The sequence below is a fragment of the Mycolicibacterium arseniciresistens genome (assembly GCF_030519285.1).
GTDB classification, from domain to species: Bacteria; Actinomycetota; Actinomycetes; order Mycobacteriales; family Mycobacteriaceae; genus Mycobacterium; species Mycobacterium arseniciresistens.
The window spans coordinates 13,291-30,689 of sequence record NZ_JAUMSQ010000027.1 but is presented as its reverse complement, the minus strand read 5'-3'; the positions used below and the strand labels follow the sequence as shown (position 1 = coordinate 30,689).

Annotated in this window: 17 protein-coding genes; 9 read left to right on the top strand and 8 right to left on the bottom strand. The window is 69.4% G+C overall.

What is annotated here, in order from left to right; translation table 11 throughout:
• Positions 1–80 precede the first annotated feature (80 nt).
• The 3 genes from Q2100_RS06550 to Q2100_RS06540 are packed head-to-tail and all read left to right on the top strand — an operon-like array spanning position 81 to position 3,410.
• Positions 81–1,253, top strand: coding sequence for an NAD(P)/FAD-dependent oxidoreductase (locus Q2100_RS06550; protein ID WP_302913333.1), 1,173 nt, complete (start codon positions 81–83; stop codon positions 1,251–1,253).
• Positions 1,250–2,152, top strand: a complete 903-nt coding sequence (locus tag Q2100_RS06545; protein WP_302913332.1) for an RNA polymerase sigma-70 factor — start codon at positions 1,250–1,252, stop codon at positions 2,150–2,152. The genes Q2100_RS06550 and Q2100_RS06545 overlap by 4 nt, the downstream gene beginning before the upstream one ends.
• A gap of 19 nt (positions 2,153–2,171) precedes the next feature.
• Positions 2,172–3,410, top strand: a complete 1,239-nt coding sequence (locus Q2100_RS06540; RefSeq protein WP_302913331.1) for an aminodeoxychorismate synthase component I — start codon at positions 2,172–2,174, stop codon at positions 3,408–3,410.
• On the opposite strand, the gene rsmI is transcribed toward Q2100_RS06540, so the two are convergent.
• Entirely contained in the window at positions 3,380–4,219 is an 840-nt protein-coding gene (rsmI, locus tag Q2100_RS06535; protein ID WP_264012397.1) for a 16S rRNA (cytidine(1402)-2'-O)-methyltransferase, read from the bottom strand. The two genes, Q2100_RS06540 and rsmI, sit on opposite strands and share 31 nt — an antisense overlap.
• Positions 4,220–4,243: 24 nt before the next feature.
• Here rsmI and Q2100_RS06530 point away from each other — a divergent pair, with 24 nt between their 5' ends.
• Together Q2100_RS06530 and Q2100_RS06525 are read left to right on the top strand one after the other, a co-directional pair.
• Positions 4,244–5,785 carry a dolichyl-phosphate-mannose--protein mannosyltransferase gene (locus Q2100_RS06530; protein ID WP_302913330.1) on the top strand — a complete coding sequence of 514 codons (1,542 nt, stop codon included), beginning with the start codon at positions 4,244–4,246 and terminating at the stop codon, positions 5,783–5,785.
• 139 nt (positions 5,786–5,924) lie between these two features.
• On the top strand, positions 5,925–6,779 hold the full coding sequence (locus Q2100_RS06525; RefSeq protein ID WP_302913357.1) for a hypothetical protein: 855 nt from the start codon (positions 5,925–5,927) through the stop codon (positions 6,777–6,779).
• A 50-nt stretch (positions 6,780–6,829) separates the two neighbouring features.
• Here Q2100_RS06525 and arcA read toward each other — a convergent pair whose 3' ends face one another.
• On the bottom strand, positions 6,830–8,038 hold the full coding sequence (gene arcA, locus Q2100_RS06520; protein WP_302913329.1) for an arginine deiminase: 1,209 nt from the start codon (positions 8,036–8,038) through the stop codon (positions 6,830–6,832).
• 45 nt (positions 8,039–8,083) lie between these two features.
• Between arcA and soxR the strand changes: the two genes are divergently transcribed.
• Both soxR and Q2100_RS06510 read left to right on the top strand, forming a co-directional pair.
• On the top strand, positions 8,084–8,515 hold the full coding sequence (gene soxR / locus Q2100_RS06515) for a redox-sensitive transcriptional activator SoxR (protein WP_302913328.1): 432 nt from the start codon (positions 8,084–8,086) through the stop codon (positions 8,513–8,515).
• A 33-nt stretch (positions 8,516–8,548) separates the two neighbouring features.
• Positions 8,549–9,145, top strand: a complete 597-nt coding sequence (locus tag Q2100_RS06510) for an alpha-ketoglutarate-dependent dioxygenase AlkB (protein ID WP_302913327.1) — start codon at positions 8,549–8,551, stop codon at positions 9,143–9,145.
• Positions 9,146–9,149: 4 nt separating this feature from the next.
• On the opposite strand, the gene Q2100_RS06505 is transcribed toward Q2100_RS06510, so the two are convergent.
• Complete coding sequence (locus tag Q2100_RS06505; RefSeq protein WP_302913326.1) at positions 9,150–9,800, bottom strand: DUF5642 family protein; 651 nt, start codon at positions 9,798–9,800, stop codon at positions 9,150–9,152.
• Positions 9,801–9,828: 28 nt separating this feature from the next.
• Entirely contained in the window at positions 9,829–10,488 is a 660-nt protein-coding gene (locus tag Q2100_RS06500) for a DUF5642 family protein (RefSeq protein WP_302913325.1), read from the bottom strand.
• A gap of 122 nt (positions 10,489–10,610) precedes the next feature.
• Between Q2100_RS06500 and Q2100_RS06495 the strand changes: the two genes are divergently transcribed.
• Positions 10,611–10,892, top strand: a complete 282-nt coding sequence (locus tag Q2100_RS06495; RefSeq protein ID WP_264012403.1) for a hypothetical protein — start codon at positions 10,611–10,613, stop codon at positions 10,890–10,892.
• Position 10,893: 1 nt separating this feature from the next.
• On the opposite strand, the gene Q2100_RS06490 is transcribed toward Q2100_RS06495, so the two are convergent.
• Complete coding sequence (locus tag Q2100_RS06490; RefSeq protein ID WP_302913324.1) at positions 10,894–12,525, bottom strand: PE-PPE domain-containing protein; 1,632 nt, start codon at positions 12,523–12,525, stop codon at positions 10,894–10,896.
• A 381-nt stretch (positions 12,526–12,906) separates the two neighbouring features.
• Between Q2100_RS06490 and Q2100_RS06485 the strand changes: the two genes are divergently transcribed.
• Positions 12,907–13,611, top strand: a complete 705-nt coding sequence (locus Q2100_RS06485) for an envelope biogenesis lipoprotein LpqN (protein WP_302913323.1) — start codon at positions 12,907–12,909, stop codon at positions 13,609–13,611.
• Between the two features lie 3 nt (positions 13,612–13,614).
• Here the strand turns inward: Q2100_RS06485 and Q2100_RS06480 are convergent, their stop codons facing one another.
• From Q2100_RS06480 to Q2100_RS06470, 3 genes are all read right to left on the bottom strand, one after another.
• A complete protein-coding gene (locus Q2100_RS06480) occupies positions 13,615–14,460 on the bottom strand; it encodes a shikimate 5-dehydrogenase (protein ID WP_302913322.1) in 846 nt (281 codons plus the stop codon).
• Positions 14,457–15,455 carry an acetyltransferase Pat gene (locus Q2100_RS06475; RefSeq protein ID WP_302913321.1) on the bottom strand — a complete coding sequence of 333 codons (999 nt, stop codon included), beginning with the start codon at positions 15,453–15,455 and terminating at the stop codon, positions 14,457–14,459. The genes Q2100_RS06480 and Q2100_RS06475 overlap by 4 nt, the downstream gene beginning before the upstream one ends.
• Before the next feature lie 65 nt (positions 15,456–15,520).
• Positions 15,521–17,398, bottom strand: coding sequence for a putative bifunctional diguanylate cyclase/phosphodiesterase (locus tag Q2100_RS06470; protein ID WP_302913320.1), 1,878 nt, complete (start codon positions 17,396–17,398; stop codon positions 15,521–15,523).
• Position 17,399: the final 1 nt, after the last annotated feature.

The following is a 17,399-nucleotide window of genomic DNA, read 5'->3' as shown; positions in this document are numbered from 1 at the left end:
CCTGTCACACTCCCGGCGTGTGCGGTGTCTCCAAGGCAACCCGGCTCGATCGCAACGCCGGATGAACCGAGGAGTGTGAGATGACCGAACAGCACAGGGTGGTCGTGGTCGGCGGCGGTTACGCCGGCGTGATGGCCGCCAACCACCTGCGACTCGACGAAACCGTCGACGTCACCCTGATCAACCCCCGGCCGAACTTCGTGGAGCGGATCCGGCTGCACCAGGTCGTCACCGGTTCCGACGACTCCGTCGTGGACTACCAGAGCATCCTCGGCGCGGGCATCAAGCTCGTCGTCGATTCGGCGACCCGGATCGACGCCGCGAGCCGGCGGGTCGAGCTCGGTTCCGGCGAGACGCTCGACTACGACTACCTGATCTACGCGGTCGGCAGCACCGGCGCCGCGGCGACCGTGCCCGGCGCCGCCGAGCACGCGTTCCCGATCTCCGACTTCGAACACGCCGAACCCCTGCGCGCCGCTGTCGCAGGCGCCGCCGCCGACGCGCCGATCGTCGTCGTGGGCGCGGGACCGACGGGTATCGAGGTCGCCGCCGAACTCGCCGAGGAGGGCCGCAGCGTCACCCTGGTGTGCGGCAGCGTGCTCGGTCCCTACCTGAGCACGGCGGGCCGGCGGGCCGCGGCCAAGCGGTTCGCCAAGCTCGGCGTGACCGTGCTGGACGGACCCGGTGCGGTGGTGACCGCGGTCGGTCCTGCTGCGGTCACACTGGCCGACGGTCGCGAACTGCCAAGCGCCGTCACCATCTGGACCGCCGGTTTCGCGGTGCCCGATCTCGCCGCACGCAGCGGCCTGACCACCGACCCGATCGGCCGGCTGCTCACCGACGAGACGTTGACCAGCGTCGACGACCCCCACATCGTCGCCGCCGGCGACGCGTCGGCGCCGTCTGACGTCCCGCTGCGGATGAGCTGCCAGGCGGCGATCCCCCTCGGCGCACAGGCCGCCAACACGGTGCTGAGCCGGATCGCCGGCACCGAACCCGCGGTGCTCAACCAGGCGTTCACCGGACAGTGCATCAGCATGGGCCGCGACGCGGGGCTCATCCAGCTCGCACACCTCGACGACAGGGTGATGCCGTTGTACGTCGGCGGGCGCGTGGCGGCGTCGATCAAGGAAGCGGTGTGCAAGGGCACGGTCGCCTTCCTGGCCCGGGAAGCGCGCAAGCCGGGTAGCTACTTCTGGCTCAAGGGCGGCAAGCGGCAGCGGCGGCTCGCCGAGGCGGTCGCGCTCCCGTGACGGCCTCGCCGGGTGCTTCGGAGCACGCCGAACGATTCACGTTGCTGCGACCGCTGCTGTTCACCATCGCCTACGAGATGCTGGGCAGCGCAACGGAATCCGATGACGTGCTACAGGAGAGCTACCTGCGCTGGGCCGAGGTGGACCTGGACACGGTGCGCGACACCAAGGCCTACCTCGCCCAGCTCGTCACCCGGCAGGCCCTCAACGCCCTGCGATCCCAGTCACGCCGACGCGAGGATTACGTCGGGCCGTGGCTGCCCGAACCCCTGCTGCTGGACACCCGGGACCCGGCCGCCGACGTCGTCCTCGCCGAGTCGGTCTCGATGGCGATGCTGGTGGTGCTCGAGACACTGAGCCCCGACGAACGCGCGGTGTTCGTGCTGCGCGAGGTGTTCGGCTTCGACCACGACGAGATCGCCTCGGCCGTCGGCAAATCCACGGTAGCGGTGCGCCAGCTGGCGCACCGCGCCAGGGAACACGTGCAGTCGCGGCGCAAGCGGTTCGAGCCCGTCGATTCGAGGACGTCGGAAGCGCTCACCACCCGGTTCTTCGCGGCAGCCGCCAGCGGCGACCTCGACGACCTGATGGCGATGCTGGCCCCCGACGTCGTCTGGACCGCCGACAGCGACGGCAAGCGTTCCGCGGCAAGAAGACCCGTTGCGGGCGCCGAGCGCGTCGCGAAGCTCGTCATGGGACTGGTCCGGCAGGCCGGCGAGGGCGGCCGCATCGAGCCGGCCATGTACAACAACGCCCCCGCGCTGCGGCTCTACCTCGGCGACAGCTTCGAAGGCGTGATCACCGTCGAGATCGTCGACGGCCGGATCACGAACTTCTACGCGATGCGCAACCCGGACAAGCTGGCCGGTGTCGACATCCGCCGGGAGATCACCCGCTAGCTTCTGTCAGGCTTCACGGGTGCGGATCGAGCGGCTCGGGGACCTCGGCGACGCGCCCACGGTGCTGGCCGCCGTCGCCGGCGCCGCCACCCGCCGCGGCCTGCCGCCGCCCGCCGCGCTGATCGGCGACTGGTTCGGCTCTCGCGCGGTGATCGCGCCGAGCGTCGACGTGCAGTCGGTGTCGGCCGATTCGGTGTTCGACGTCGCGGCGGGTGACGGTTCGACGGTCGGCGGCGGCTGGTTCGGCTACCTGTCCTATCCCGATCCAGGCGCGGACGGGCTCGGTGCGCGGATCCCCGAGGCGGCCGGCGGCTGGTCCGACTGCGTGCTCCGCCAGGACGTCGACGGCGCGTGGTGGTACGAGAGTCTCTCCGAGACAGCGCTTCCCGAGTGGATCACCGACGGGTTACACCGCCCCGCCGCGGCAGCAGGCGCCGACATCGGGTGGCAGTCGCCCGACCGCGAGACCCACCGCACCGGTGTGCTCGCCTGCCTCGAGGCGATCGCCGCGGGTGAGGTGTACCAGGCGTGCGTGTGCACCCGGTTCGCCGGCCGGTTGCGTGGCGCCCCAATCGATTTCTTCGTCGACACCGTCACGCGCACTCAGCCCGCGCGGGCGGCGTACCTCGCGGGCGACTGGGGCGCGGTGGCGTCCTTCTCGCCCGAGTTGTTCCTGCGCCGGCACGGGACGACGGTGACGTCGAGCCCGATCAAGGGCACACTCCCGCGCACCGCCGACCCCGCCGCACTGCTGTCGTCGGTGAAGGACGTCGCCGAGAACATCATGATCGTCGACCTGGTCCGCAACGACCTCGGACGGGTCGCCGACATCGGCACCGTCACCGTGCCGGATCTGCTGTCCGTCCGGCCGGCGCCCGGGGTATGGCATCTGGTGTCCACGGTCTCGGCGCAGGTCGGCCCCGACGTGCCGATGGCGGCGCTGCTGGACGCCACGTTCCCGCCGGCATCGGTGACCGGCACACCGAAGGAGCGGGCGCGCGGGCTGCTGAGGTCCTGGGAGCCGCATCGCCGCGGCATCTACTGCGGGACAATCGGTCTGGCGTCACCGGTGGGCGGGTGCGAGCTCAACGTGGCGATCCGGACCGTGGAGATCGACGCCGCGGGACAGGCGGTGCTCGGGGTCGGCGGCGGCATCACCGCGGACTCCGACCCGGACCGCGAGTGGGACGAATGCCTGCACAAGGCGGCGTCGATCGTCGACCCCGATCACTCCCGCGAGCGCAGCACCGCGTCGTAGAGCTCGCGGCGCGACGGCGACCCCGGATGGGCCGCCACCACCTGCGCACAGGCGTCCTTCACCCGCATCCCCTCGTCGACGAGTGCGGTCACCTCCGCGACGAGCGTCGCCTCGTCGGCCTGCGGCACCGCCCCGGCCAGCACGACCGTGATCTCGCCGAGCACGCCGTCCTCCGCCCAGTCGACGAGTTCGCTCAGCGACCCGCGGACGATCTCCTCGTGGGTCTTGGTCAGCTCCCGGCACACCACCGCCCGGCGCTGCCCGCCCAGCGCCTCGGCCGCGTCGCGCAGGGTGACGGCCAGACGCCGCGGCGACTCGAAGAACACGCAGGTGCGCGGTTCGGCGGCCAGGGCGGCGAACCAGGACACCCGCGCGGCGTGCTTACGGGGCGCGAAACCCTCGAAGCAGAACCGGTCGGACGGCAACCCGGACACCGCGAGCGCCGTCGTCACCGCCGACGGCCCGGGCAGGCAGCTCACCGGCAGACCCGCGTCGACACAGGCCGAGACCAGCCGGTATCCGGGATCGTTGATCAGCGGCATGCCCGCGTCGCTGACCACCAGCACCGTCGCCCCGGAGCGGATGGCGTCGAGCAGGCCGGGGATGCGCGTCGCCTCGTTCTGGTCGAACAGGCTGACCACCTTGCCGGCGATCCGGACCTCGAGCGCCTGGGCGAGGGTGCGCACCCGCCGGGTGTCCTCGGCCGCGACGATGTCGACGCTGCTCAACGCGGTGATCAGGCGGGCGGACGCATCCGTGGGCAAACCCAGGGGCGTGGCGCCGAGCAGTAGTCGACCAGGATTCGTCACAGCCGACAGCCTACGATCGCTGTCGTGACCGCCCCCGCCACCGAAGCGCCGCGCGCGGTCCCCGTCATCAGTCCGGCGCCACTGGCACCGCCCGCGGACTTCGGTCCGCTGGACCGGCTGTCGGGGTGGGCGATGACCGCCGTGGTCACGGCGCTGGCCGCGGTGACGAGGTTCCTCAACCTCGGCTCACCCACCGACGCGGGCACCCCGATCTTCGACGAGAAGCACTATGCGCCGCAGGCGTGGCAGATGCTGCACAACCACGGCATCGAGGACAACCCAGGCTACGGACTGGTGGTGCACCCGCCGGTCGGCAAACAACTGATCGCGATCGGTGAGGCGCTGTTCGGCTACAACGGCCTGGGCTGGCGGTTCTCCGGCGCGGTGTGCGGTGTGATCGTGGTGCTGCTGGTGGCCCGGATCGGGCGGCGAATCAGCCGGTCCACGATCGTCGGCGGTATCGCCGGGCTGTTGCTGATCGCCGACGGGGTGAGCTTCGTGGCGTCCCGGACGGCGCTGCTCGACGGGTTCCTGGTGGTGTTCGTGGTGGCGGCGTTCGGCTGCCTGATCGTCGACCGCGACCAGGTTCGCGAGCGGATGCACATCGCGATGCTCGAGGGCCGGATCGGTGAGACGGCGTGGGGCCCACGGCTCGGCGTGCGGTGGTGGCGGTTCGGCGCCGGGGTGCTGCTCGGGCTGGCCTGTGCGACCAAGTGGTCGGGCCTGTACTTCGTGATGTTCTTCGGCGTGATGACCCTGGCGTTCGACATCGCGGCGCGCAGGCAGTACCGGGTGCGGCGGCCGTGGTTGGGAGCGCTGCGCCGCGACCTCGGGCCGTCGCTGTACGCGCTGGTGCTGATTCCGTTCGGCGTCTACCTGGCGTCGTACACGCCGTGGTTCGCCTCGGAGACCGGGGTGAACCGGCACCAGGTGGGGCAGGCCATCGGCGAGGACAGCGTGCTGCCGATACCTGATGCGCTGCGGTCGCTCTGGTACTACACGCATGCCGCGTACCGGTTCCACTCCGGACTCACCAACGCCGACGGCAACCACCATCCGTGGGAGTCCAAGCCGTGGGCGTGGCCGATGTCGTTGCGGCCCGTGCTCTATGCGATCGACAACCAGGACGTGGCGGGCTGCGGCGCGCAGTCGTGCGTCAAGGCCGTGATGCTGGTCGGCACGCCCGCGATGTGGTTCATCGCGGTGCCGGTGCTCGGCTGGTCGGTGTGGCGGGCGTTCGTCAAGCGGGACTGGCGCTACGCGGTGATCCTGGTGGGCTACTCGGCGGGCTTCCTGCCGTGGTTCGCCGACATCGACCGGCAGATGTACTTCTTCTACGCCGCGGTGATGGCGCCGTTCCTCGTGCTGGCGATCGCGATGATCCTCGGCGACATCCTGCTCAAGCCCCGTCAGAACGCCGAGCGGCGAACGCTGGGGCTGCTGGTGGTGAGCATCTACGTGGCGCTCGTCATCACGAACTTCGCGTGGATGTACCCGATCCTGACGGGGATTCCGATCTCGCAGTCGACGTGGAACATGCAGATCTGGCTGCCCAGCTGGCGCTAGCGGCTTCGTTGGCGCCGAGGTTGGCGCCGCCGAAGCTGGTTTTTGCATCCTGGGCTGCTGCGCGCCGTTATCCACAGCCCTGTGCGCAAAAATGCGCTCAGCCGGCCGAATTGTCGGCATGGGCGGCGACCATCGCGGCATGCACGAGGTGGTGATCGGCGGCGAAGTGCTGGCGCTCGGCACGCTCACCCGCGGTCAGCTCCGGTGGAACTACCGTCCGCTCTTCCCCGGTGTCTACGCGCCGAAGGCTGCCACGCTGTCGCTGCAGGCGAGAACCGTCGGCGCCTGGTTGTGGTCCGGACGCAACGGCGTCATCGCAGGGCGTGCCGCCGCGGCGCTGCACGGAGCGCGATGGGTGGACGCGGCCACGCCGATCGAGTTGATCTGGAGCTCCGGCCGACCGCCGCCGGGCGTCACGGTGCGCAATGAGCGCATCGACGCCGACGAGATCGTCCACATCGCCGGTCTTCCCGTGACGAACCTGCAGCGCACGGCACTCGATCTGGCGAGATGTCTCCCCCGCAACGCGGCTGTCCGACATCTCGACGCGCTCGCCCACGCGTCCGGAGTCACGGCGGTCGACGCGCTCGAAGCGGCCGCGCGTCATCCGCGGGCCCGGGGCCTGCCGCGAGCGCGTGTGGCCCTCGACCTGATGGACGGCGGCGCACAGTCACCGAGAGAGACGGCGTTGCGGCTCATGCTCATCGATGACGGCCTGCCTCGTCCGTGCACCCAGATCCTGGTCAGCGACGGGTTCGCGGATGCCTACATCGACATGGGTTACGCGGAGCCGAAAGTCGGCCTCGACTACGAGGGCGCGCACCACCTCGATGATCGCGGTCAGTACGTCTACGACATCGGCAGGGCTGACCTCATCGAGGGCCAGGGCTGGATCGACATCAAAGTGGTGAAGGAGCACAGCAGGCTGTTCACGCTGCGACGCGTCCGCGATGCTTTCGCACGCCGCGGGTGGGCTCCTCGTTATTGCGCGTAGGGCTGTGCCTTCGACGCCACAACAGCCCTACACGCAAAAACGCGCCAACGCTAAAGCGGGTCGCGCGCCGCCGGACACGACATGCAGCGCGGGCCGCCGCGGCCGGTGCCCAGCTCGGACGCCGCGATCGACAGCACCTCGATGCCCGAGTCGCCAAGGCGCGCATTGGTTTCGACGTTACGTTCGTAGGCGACGAGCACGCCGGGGGCGACGGCGAGGGTGTTGTTGCCGTCGTCCCACTGCTCACGCTCGGCCGTCACCGGGTCGAGGCCGGTGTCGATCACCCGCAAGCGCTCGATGCCCATGGCCGCGGCCGCGGCGGTGACGAACGGCGCGGCGTCGTCGATCCGCACCCCGCCGCTGCCGTTGCGGTGGATCGTGAACGCCGACAGCGTGTCCTTGATGTTGGGGTACATCACGACGGCGTCGACGTCGACCATCGTGCACACCGTGTCGAGATGCATCTGCGCGCGCTCCTGCGCGATCGGCACCGCCAGCACGGTGTGCGCCAGGTCGTCGTCGAACAGGCTGCGCGCCAAGGCTTCCGCACCGGCCGGCGTGGTCCGCTCCCCCACGCCGACGGCGACGACGCCCTTCGCCAGCAGCAGCACGTCGCCGCCCTCGACCGGTGCCGAGCGCGACTCGTAGGCCCGTCGCACCCCGAGGAACCGCGGATGATGCGCGTAGATGAGGTCGGTGAGCGACGTTTCGCGCACCCGTGCCGCCATTGACAGAGACGTGATCGCCACGCGCGGCCCTATCCAGAACGACGAGTCGCGGGTGAACAGCAGATTGGGCAGCGGGTCGATGACGAAGTCACCGCCGTGATGCATGCGGCGCACGAGCGAGAACTCACCGCCGGCCAGCGGCAACTCGTTGAACGTCATCCCCGCCATCAGCACATGCGCCAGCGCCGCCGGTTCGAGTGTGCGCAGATACGCCGACAGCTCGTGCGCCAGCGGGATGCCCAGCCGTCGCGGGTCCACCGCCGCCGCGATGCCGTGCATCCGGGCCGCTCCACTGACCAGCGCCTCGGACAGCAGTTCGGCCAGCAGCAGCACCTCCACCCCGCGCGAACGCAGCAGGTCGGCGAACGCATCGTGCTCCTGCTGCGCCTTGGCCACCCACGGCAGTCCGTCGAACAGGAGTGCGTCGTTGTTGCGTGGTGTGAGCCGCTGCAGTTCCGCGCCGGGGCGGTGCAGGATGACGACGCGCAGCGGACCGACCTCGGAATCGGAGCCCAACACGGTGCCGGTCACATCTAGCACCGTAGCGCCAAACGTCACCTCAACTATTGTTCAGGTGTGGACACGCACGAGTTGACACCGGGCGAGATGGCCGAGCGCAGCGGCGTTGCGGTGTCGGCATTGCACTTCTACGAGCGCGAAGGCCTGATCCAGAGCCGGCGAACGTCGGGCAACCAGCGGCGCTACGCGCGTGAGACGCTGCGGCGCGTCGCGTTCATCCGGATGTCGCAACGCCTGGGCATCCCACTCGCCCGCATCCGGGACGCGCTGCGGACGCTGCCCAACGACCGCGTCCCCACCAGCAAGGACTGGGCCAGGCTCTCGGCGGGCTGGCGCCAGGACATCGACGACCGCATCCTGCACCTGGAGCGCCTGCGCGACAACCTGGCCGGGTGCATCGGCTGCGGCTGCCTCAGCCTGAAGACCTGCATCCTGTCCAATCCCGGCGACGTACTCGCCGAACAGGGACCCGGCGCCGTTCGACTCTGAGATTTCGAACGGGTGTGCGATACACTCGCGAACATGGAGGTGGCCCTTCAGGACTCGCTGTTCGAGCACGCCGAACGCCGCCAGCTCGGAAACGGCGCCTGGCTCGACGTGCGATCCGGCTGGCTGACCGACGCCGACACCCTCTTCGACGAACTCCGCGACGCCGTGCCGTGGCGTGCGGAGCGCCGCCAGATGTACGACCGGGTGCTCGACGTCCCCCGGCTGGTCAGCTTCCACAACCTGCTCGACGGGCCGGTGCCGCACCCGCGGCTCAAACAGCTGCGCCGGCGCCTCAACGACACCTACGGCGGTGAGCTCGGCGAACCGTTCACCACGGCGGGACTCTGCCTGTACCGGGACGGCAACGACAGCGTCGCCTGGCACGGCGACACCATCGGCCGCAGCAGCAGCCAGGACACGATGGTCGCCATCGTCGGCCTCGGCGCCACCCGGGTGTTCGCGCTGCGTCCCCGCGGCGGCGGACGGTCACTGCGGCTGCATCACCACCACGGCGACCTGCTGGTGATGGGCGGGTCGTGTCAGCGGACCTGGGAGCATGCGGTGCCGAAGACCACGAGGCCGACGGGACCACGGATCAGCATCCAGTTCCGCCCGCACGACGTGCGGTGAGCACTCACCCGCGTACGGCCGCGACCGCCGCGGTCAGCAGGTCGCGGGCCCGCTGCGTGTTCACCGGCGCGACCGGTTTGCCGGGCACCACCAACGGGTTCGCGGTGACGATCACCAGGTAGTCGTCGAAGCTGGCGACGTAGTTGTACAGCTCCCCGGTGCGCGGCTGCCTGTCGACGATCGTCTGCAGCACGCGGTGGGTGCCCCGTGTCGTCACGCCCTCGATCTGCGGGACGTCGACGGTCTCGGCCAGCCCGCGGAACTGCCCACCCGCGAACTCGACCTTCTTGCAGTTCTCCCCGGGGTCCGCGGACGGCACCGGCTCGGAGGTCTCGACGGCCATCGCGATGAAGCGGTTGCCCTCACCCTCGGCGAACGTGGCGGCCATGTTGCCCTTGAGCCCCTCGGGCAGCAGCTGACCCTCGGCGAACTTGGCGCAGTCCGGCGGTGTGAAGGCGATGCCCGCGGGCAGCTTCTGGGGCGCGAGCAGCTTCGGGTCGATGCCGCTCGACGGCACGTTCGTCACCTTGAACTCCGGGCCGAAACTCGACCCGACCTGGTCGATCCGGTTGATGTCCGCGGTCGGCTCGCCCGATCCGCATGCGGCGAGCAGCACGGCGAGGCCGGCGACGATCGTCGCCCTCAGAAGCAGCATCGGCGCCAATCTACCCGCCGCCGGGCGGTCAACCCCGCAACGCCGCCACGGTTTTCGTCAGCAGGGCCGCGGCGAAGCCCGCGTCGAGCGGAGTCTCGACCGAACCCGGATCGGTCACCACGGCCACCACCACCACGTGGCCGTCGACGAACGCGTACGTCGTGTCGGCGTGTGAACGCGTTGCGGTGCCGCCCTCGACGGTGGTGACCACGTCGGCGGCCATGGCGAGGGTGGCGGCGCCTTCGACCTCTGGCGCGTCGACGCGGCTGACCGTGCCCGACGTGGGTCCCGCCGCCAACGTCCACCGCGTGCAGCCGTCGACGAGCGCCGGATCCGGCGTCACCGCGCCGTCCGCGGCGAAGGTGTAGACGATGCCGCCGCCACCCGATGCCGACCACCCCCTCAGCGAGGCGGCGTCGAGCGCAGGATCGGCCAACGCACCGCACTGCGGCGGATCGGCGATCCACCCGGGACCGAAACCCCACAGCGCCACCGGAGCAGGCCGGTCGGTGAGATCGGCCACCTCGTAGCCCGCGGGCAGTTCGGCCCGGACCCGGTCGACCCGTGCCGGGTCGACCACGCCGACCGTCGGGGTGGACGAGGCGATGGCCGCAGGTGGCGCCTCGGCCGGCGCGGCACAGGCCGCCAGACACAGCACCGTCGGTGCGACGGCCGCGTAGAGGCGCACGCGCCGTTGATACCACAGCCGACCCGCTGTAAACGGCCGAGCACGCCTGCGCCCTCAAATTCGTTCGGAATCAATTCGATTGAAACCACGTTTACAAGATCAGAACTCGAAAGGCATGACAAATGAACAAGTTGTACCTCGCCGCGATCGTGGGCGGGACGATGGCTGCACTGGCACTCGGGACGCCCACCGCGTTGGCCGCACCGGCCGGTGTCGGGTCGGCCGAGGAGACCGCCGCGGTGCTCGAGCGCAGTGGCTACCGAGTGGTCGTGGACAAGGTCGGCGATCTACCGCTGGACCAGTGCTCGGTGGCCGCCGTGCAACCCGGCGGGGGCCCGACACAGCCGATGAGCACCGAGGGCCACGGCGAGTCGGCCACGCTGTTGCTCACCGCGAAGTGCTGACTCAGGCGGCGGCGTCCTTGTTGTCCGGAGAATTCGACGGATCGGCGGTCTCTGCGTCGCCGGACTCAGGTGCGGTGCCGGTGTTCGAGCGTTCCGGACGCTGACCTGTCAGCCGCTTGACGAAGTTCCGCAGGTGACTTCCCGGGCGGCGCTCCGAGCGCGGCTTGGGATTTTCCTGCTCGCCGTCGGTGTTGTCGCGCTCCCGGAAGAACGTGTGCAGATTGCCGCGCGACTGTGGTTCCTCTGCCGCCTTCGGCACTTCCGCCTTCGGCGTCTCGGGGACGGCCGCAGCCGCAGGGACGACCGCTTGCGAGGTGGGCGGCTCGTCGCCTGCGATCTCGGTACCCGCTGTCAGCGAACCGGTTTCGGCCGACTCGACCTCCGTGGACGTCGTGGGATCGGGCTTGCCCAGCGGGATGAACCCCACCGGTGCACCCTCGAGATCCTCGTCCTCGCCACCGACGCCGTAGATCCCGGCCGGTTGCGTGCCGAGCGGCCGCTCTCCGGTGATCTCCTCGATACCGTCGTCGATGCCGACGGGGATCGAGGCGAGCAGGTTGGCCAACAGCGAGACCGGATTGATCACGGGCACCAGCTGCGCCGGCACCGGCTCTCCCGGGCTGATGTCGCGACGGTAGGCCGTCTCGATGAGCACGCGCAGCGGTGCGTCGATGACCTTCAGCAGCGCGCGCGGCACACCGAGCTGCTCGAGCGGCATCAGCAGCGGCAGGATGTCGGCGCCGACCATGTAGTAGTGGGTGTCCCCGAACTGCCCCTGATCCTCGTCGACTTCGTCCATGCCGGCATAGGGCATGTCGCCGTGCAGCATCAGATAGGCGGCGAGTGAGTTCAGCGTCGCCAGCAGGTTGAGCGGGTAGAGCGGGAAGTCGCCGCCGAGGGCGTCGTACTGCTGCGCCACGTCGACGGTCGGCAGATGGCAGGTGTCGCCTTCGCAGCTGTCGGTCGGCGTTGCGCCGTCCATGGTGACGCCGAGGAACGGGATCGACAGCCCGTGGAACCGCATGAGCACACCGCCGTTGGGACGGTTGGGGTTCGACAGGAGCAGGAACGAGATGTCCTCGGTCTCTTCACCGGCGAGCCACTCGTCGCGGTACTCGTCGATCAGACGTTGCTTCTCCATCGACGCGATGCGGGCACTCTGCGAGTAGCCGACGATCACCCAGTCGTCGTTGACGCCGGGGTCGGCGGGACCGGTCACCACGTGGGAGTCACAGCCGGTGGTCATGCAGCCGTCGAGGTTGTCCGCGCCCTCGGTCACCGAGTCGTCGAAGGTCTTCGAGCCGACGACCGGGAAGAACTCCTCGGGCGTGTACACGGCCACCAGGCGGTAGGGCTCATTCGATACGTCATCTCGGTCGCCTTCGGTCGGCTCGAGGTAGTTGTCCTGCATCGCGTCGAGGTAGTCCCTCACCCACTGCTCGTCAGCGGTCAACGGATCATTGCTGACGCCGTCGTGGTTGGACTGCACCAACGGGTGTTCGGTGCCGCCCATGATGAGTGCGGTGGTGGCCAGCAGTTGGACCATCGACGGCAGAGGTGACGCCAGACCGAATGTGACCGCCGCTGCGACGGCTCCCCCGGCCAGTCCCAGCGAACGAAGTTTTGTGCGCATACGCGAGTGCCCCCATGAAGTACCAGCAATGATTTCCCCGGAGCCCAGTAATGACGCCGGAGTCAATCGACAGCCGCTTCGTGCTGGGCAAACCCATTTTCTCATCGGATTCTCAGGTTGCCAACGGACATCGGCGAAGTTTTCGGCTACCGACCACAAGTACTTTCCACAGGAAATACCGCACCGCCCGCCACCAGCCACAGCAAGCGAACAGTGGCCGATTTTCGGAATCGGTTCAGAAGTGTGGTCCCGGCGGCGGACGCGCCGGAACTCTCCAATCGAGTTCCAATCGCCGTCGGCTAACCTGCCCGGCGATTCAGCATTCGTCGGGCATTTGCCAGCCGTAGGCTCTTGCCGACATCAGAATTGACGGGAGAACTCATGAAGAATTCGCGGCGCGCGAGTGGCGTGGCCATCGCGGCGGTGACCCTCGGTCTGGCACTGGTCGGGTGCGGGTCCGACACCGCGACCGAGCCGAGTGCGTCCAAGGAGACCTCGTCGAAGGCGACCTCGAAATCCGAGACGACCAAGGCCGCGCCGGAGACCTCGCCCGCGCCGGCCGATGGCGCCAACTACACGATCGTCGACTACATCAAGGAGAACCAGATCGTCGAGACGCCGATCCACCGCGGCGATCCGGGCTCGCCGGCTCTCGACCTGCCCATCCCGCCCGGGTGGGAGGACGCCGGCCCGAACGCGCCGGAATGGGCTTGGGGCGCAATCGTGTTCGCCGATCCCGCTGCGGCAGGCGACCCGCCGAGCGTCATCGCGCTGATGTCGAAGCTGACCGGCAACGTGGACCCGGCCAAGATCATCGAATTCGCACCGAACGAGCTGAAGAACCTCGACGGCTGGGACGGCAGCGACGGGCAGTCGAGCACGATGAGCGGCTTCGACGCGTGGCAGCTGAGCGGCACCTACGTCAAGGACGGCGCAACGCGGCTGATCGGTCAGAAGACCGTCGTGATCCCCGGTCAGGACGGCATGTACGTGCTGCAACTCAACGCCGACGGCCCCGAAGGCCAGGAGGGCCCGATGATGGACGCGATGAACCTCATCGACGAGCAGACCACCATCACCCCCTGACGGTCACGCGCGGGAGATCGCCGACGCCTCGGCGATCTGCCCGGGCGTCGGCCGCACGCCGGTATAGCGCTCGAACTGCTCGGCAGCCTGCAGCGCAATCACCTCGGCGCCGGTGATGACCGGTACCCCGGCGTCGCGGGCGGCCGCGATGAGCGGTGTCTCCGACGGCATCGCCACCACGTCGAACACCGTCTCGGCCCGCGCGATCGTCGCAGTGTCGAAGGCACTGTCGCGTTCCTGCGGGCCGCCTGCCATGCCGACGGGTGTCACGTTGACGATCACCGCGGCGGTGCGCGACCCGACGTCGCCGGCGTAGTCGTAGCCGAGCCGGTCCGCCAGTTCGGCGCCGGTGGTGCGGTTGCGCGCCACGATGGTGCCGGTGCGGAAACCCGCGTCGCGGAAGGCGGATCCGACGGCCGCGGCCATGCCGCCGCTGCCGCGGATCAGCACCGGGGCCGCCGGGTCGAGCCCATGCTCGGCGATCAGCCGCTGCACCGCCAGGTAGTCGGTGTTCGACGCGGTGAGGCGTCCGCCGGACACCGTGACGTCGTTGACGATGGTGTTCACCGCGTTGATCGCCCGGGCCGAGGGTTCCACCTCGTCGACGAGCGCCAGCACGTCCTGTTTGAACGGCATCGACACCGAGCAACCGCGAATGCCGAGGGCGCGCACGCCACCGATGGCGGCGGCGATGTCGGTGGTGGTGAACGCCTTGTAGAGGAAATCGAGTCCGAGCACGTCGTAGAGATGGTTGTGGAACCGGGTGCCGATGTTGCTGGGCCTGCCGGCCAGCGAGATGCACAGCCGGGTGTCCTTGCTCAGCGGTGGTCTGCGTGCGGCGCCGGTCATCCGACCGCCCGGATCACCTGGCGGGTGACGGCGCGGATCTGCTCGACCAGCCGCGGTTTTAACGACAGCCGGGACGCGTCGGGGACGGCGACCACCGTGGTGACCACGCCGAGGTCCTCACGGTGCCAGAACGCGCCGAACCGGTCGAGGATCTTGCGCATGGGGAAATTGTCCGACAGCACGCGCGCCGAGAACCGTTGCACACCGTCGTACGCCGCGGAAACGGCGAGCGCTTCCATCAGGAACGTGCCGATCCCACGTCCCTGGTAGGCGTCTCCGACGGTGAACGCGACCTCGGCGGTGGTGGGGTCCTGTTCGTCACGGACGAACCGGGCGTCGGCGACCACCGGCCCGTCGGCGCCGTCGGTCATCACCCACACGAAATGGTCGAGGTAGTCCACCTCGAACAGGTACGCCATCAACGCCACCGTGGGGCGCCGCACCGACTGGAAGCGCCGGTAGAGCGTCTCGCTGGAGAACTCGACCGGGCCGTTGATGGTGCGCTCGTTGTCACCGGGCAGCACCGGACGCAGGAAGAGTTCGGTGCCGTCGCGCACCCGTACCGGGATGGGGTCGGTGAAGGCGGCCAGCCGCTGGCGGGCGATGCGCACCAGCTTGGCCATCATCGGTGGCAGGTCCAGCATGGTGGTGAACGCCTCGTGGCCACCCACCCAGCCGGTCAGTTCATCGAGCGCCACCACCGTCGCGGTGCGCGGGGTGTTCCGCAGCAGCGCGATCTCGCCGACGATCATGCCCGGCGCCACCTCGACGACGAGCGGATGGGTGTCGGCCGCCGCGTGGGTGACCTGGGCCCGGCCGGAGCCGATCAGCAGGAAGGACACCGCCCGCTCATCCTGGCGCATGAGGATCTGGCCGGGCGTGGCGGTCAGCGGCCGCAACTGGGCCGCCAGCGGCGCCAGAGCGTCAATGGGGCAGCCGGCAAAGAATTCCAGTGCCGCGAGTTCGTCCACGCGGACGGCTGTCGCACCGGCCACGCCCCGAGGCTACGGCCTGCCCCTCCGACCGGCAACCACCGTGACGATCGCCGCGCCCGTCGCGATCAGCTCTCCGAGAGCCGACCGTTGTCCGGGGACGGCTGCACGTCCGTGTGGTGCACCGGTACCGCACCCGCGGCCAGCAGGGCCGCCATCGCGTCGCCGGGGACCGGTCTCGAGAAGAGGAAGCCCTGCGCCCGCCAACAACCAAGGTCCATCAGCGTTTTCGCGGCGAACTCGGTCTCGACGCCTTCGGCGACGACGTCGAGGCCGAACGCGTCGGCCAACGCCATGATCGCCCGGACGATCGCCAGGTCGTGCGGGTTGCTACCCAGGTCACGGACGAAACCGCGATCGATCTTGACGGTGTCGACGGGCAGCGACTTGAGGTGTGTCAGCACGCTGTACCCGGTGCCGAAGTCGTCGATCGCGATCTTCACGCCGACGTCGCGCAGGCCGGCCAGCGTGTTGCGGGTGGCTTCGATGTCCTGGACCACAACGCTTTCGGTGATCTCCAGGCAGAGGTTGGCGGGGTCGAGCCCGCAGTGGCCGAGAGTCCGGGCGACGATGTCGACGAACCCGTGCGACACCAGTTGGACCGGCGAGACGTTCACGCGGAGCACGATGTCCAGGCCGAGGCCCTTGCGCCGCCACGCGGTGAACTCCTCGCAGGCCATCCGCAGCACGCGGCGCCCGAGCCGGCCGGCCAGGTTGATGGATTCGGCGACGCCGATGAACGAGTCGGGCAGCAGCAGCCCCCGCGTCGGGTGCTGCCACCGCACCAGCGCCTCGGTGGCCAGGATCCGCCCGGTGCGCATGTCGATCTCGGGCAGGTAGTGCAGCACCAGAGCGCCGTCGACGTCGATCACCTCCTCGAGGCGCAACTCGACGTCGTTGATCAGCGCCTGCTTCTCGGACTGGGCGGGGGTGAGCACCGAGACGTTGTTGCCACCGGCGCTCTTCGCCGACAGCGCCGCCTGATCCGCCCAGCGCAGCACGTCGGAGGTGCTGTCACGGCCCGCCATTCCGACCGCGACACCGATGCTGACGGTGCGAGTGAGCGTCTCGCCGTCGATCACCACCCGCTTCTGCAGCCTGGTCTGCAGTTCCCTGGCGTAGAGCTCCGCGTCGTCGGCGTCCATCGCCTTATCGGGCATCACCAGGAACTCGTCGCCGCCGATGCGCGCGAGGGTGGCGGGACCGTCCACGGCTTCGCGCAGGCGATCGGCGAAGACCTTGATGAACGTATCGCCGGCCTTGTGCCCCAGGTAGTCGTTGACCGCCTTGAGCCGGTCGAGGTCGATGAACAGCACCGGCACCGATTCCTCGCGGCCGGACGTCAGCCGCCGGTCCAGCTGCTCGGTGAGCGAGCGGCGATTCAGCAGCCCGGTCAGGTCATCGCGCTCGGCGAGGAAGTGCAGCTGCTCCTCGGCCACGATGCGCGCCTGGAGCTGCGCGAACAGGGTGGCGATCGTCTGCAGTGCGTTGAGTTCCGCCGGCGTCCACTCACGATCGCCGAACTTGACGAATCCCAGTGTCCCCGTGGTGATCTCACCGGACAGCAGCGGCACGCAGGCCATCGAGCTGGCCGGCACCGCGGTGCCCTCCTCGATCCGGCGCTGGTAGTCGTCGTTCGCCGGCTCCGGCCGCATCACCAGCGGCGCCTTGAGGTGCTCGGCCGCCGCGAACACCGGGTCGGCGTCGACGAAGTGCACCACCCCGATCGGATCGGGATCCGGGATGTAGGGCCGGGGCGGCCACTGCGCGATCAACTTGGTGGCGTGGATGGTGTGGTCGTTGTGCCGCAGGAAGCTGATGTCGACGCCGAGCTGTCCCACCAGGATCTCGAGCACACGTTCGCTGCTGCGCACCACGGACGTGACGTTCGCCGCCATGAGTTCAGCGGCGACCGAGGTGACGACCTCCTCGAGTGTGCGCGACACG

Bases quoted from the DNA above. Each gene is read 5' to 3' on its own strand.
- Q2100_RS06550 (WP_302913333.1), top strand. From the start codon at position 81: ATGACCGAACAGCACAGGGTGGTCGTGGTCGGCGGCGGTTACGCCGGC.
- Q2100_RS06525 (WP_302913357.1), top strand. From the start codon at position 5,925: ATGCACGAGGTGGTGATCGGCGGCGAAGTGCTGGCGCTCGGCACGCTC.
- Q2100_RS06510 (WP_302913327.1), top strand. From the start codon at position 8,549: ATGGAGGTGGCCCTTCAGGACTCGCTGTTCGAGCACGCCGAACGCCGC.
- Q2100_RS06505 (WP_302913326.1), bottom strand. From the start codon at position 9,800: ATGCTGCTTCTGAGGGCGACGATCGTCGCCGGCCTCGCCGTGCTGCTC.
- Q2100_RS06495 (WP_264012403.1), top strand. From the start codon at position 10,611: ATGAACAAGTTGTACCTCGCCGCGATCGTGGGCGGGACGATGGCTGCA.
- Q2100_RS06490 (WP_302913324.1), bottom strand. From the start codon at position 12,525: ATGCGCACAAAACTTCGTTCGCTGGGACTGGCCGGGGGAGCCGTCGCA.
- Q2100_RS06485 (WP_302913323.1), top strand. From the start codon at position 12,907: ATGAAGAATTCGCGGCGCGCGAGTGGCGTGGCCATCGCGGCGGTGACC.
- Q2100_RS06480 (WP_302913322.1), bottom strand. From the start codon at position 14,460: ATGACCGGCGCCGCACGCAGACCACCGCTGAGCAAGGACACCCGGCTG.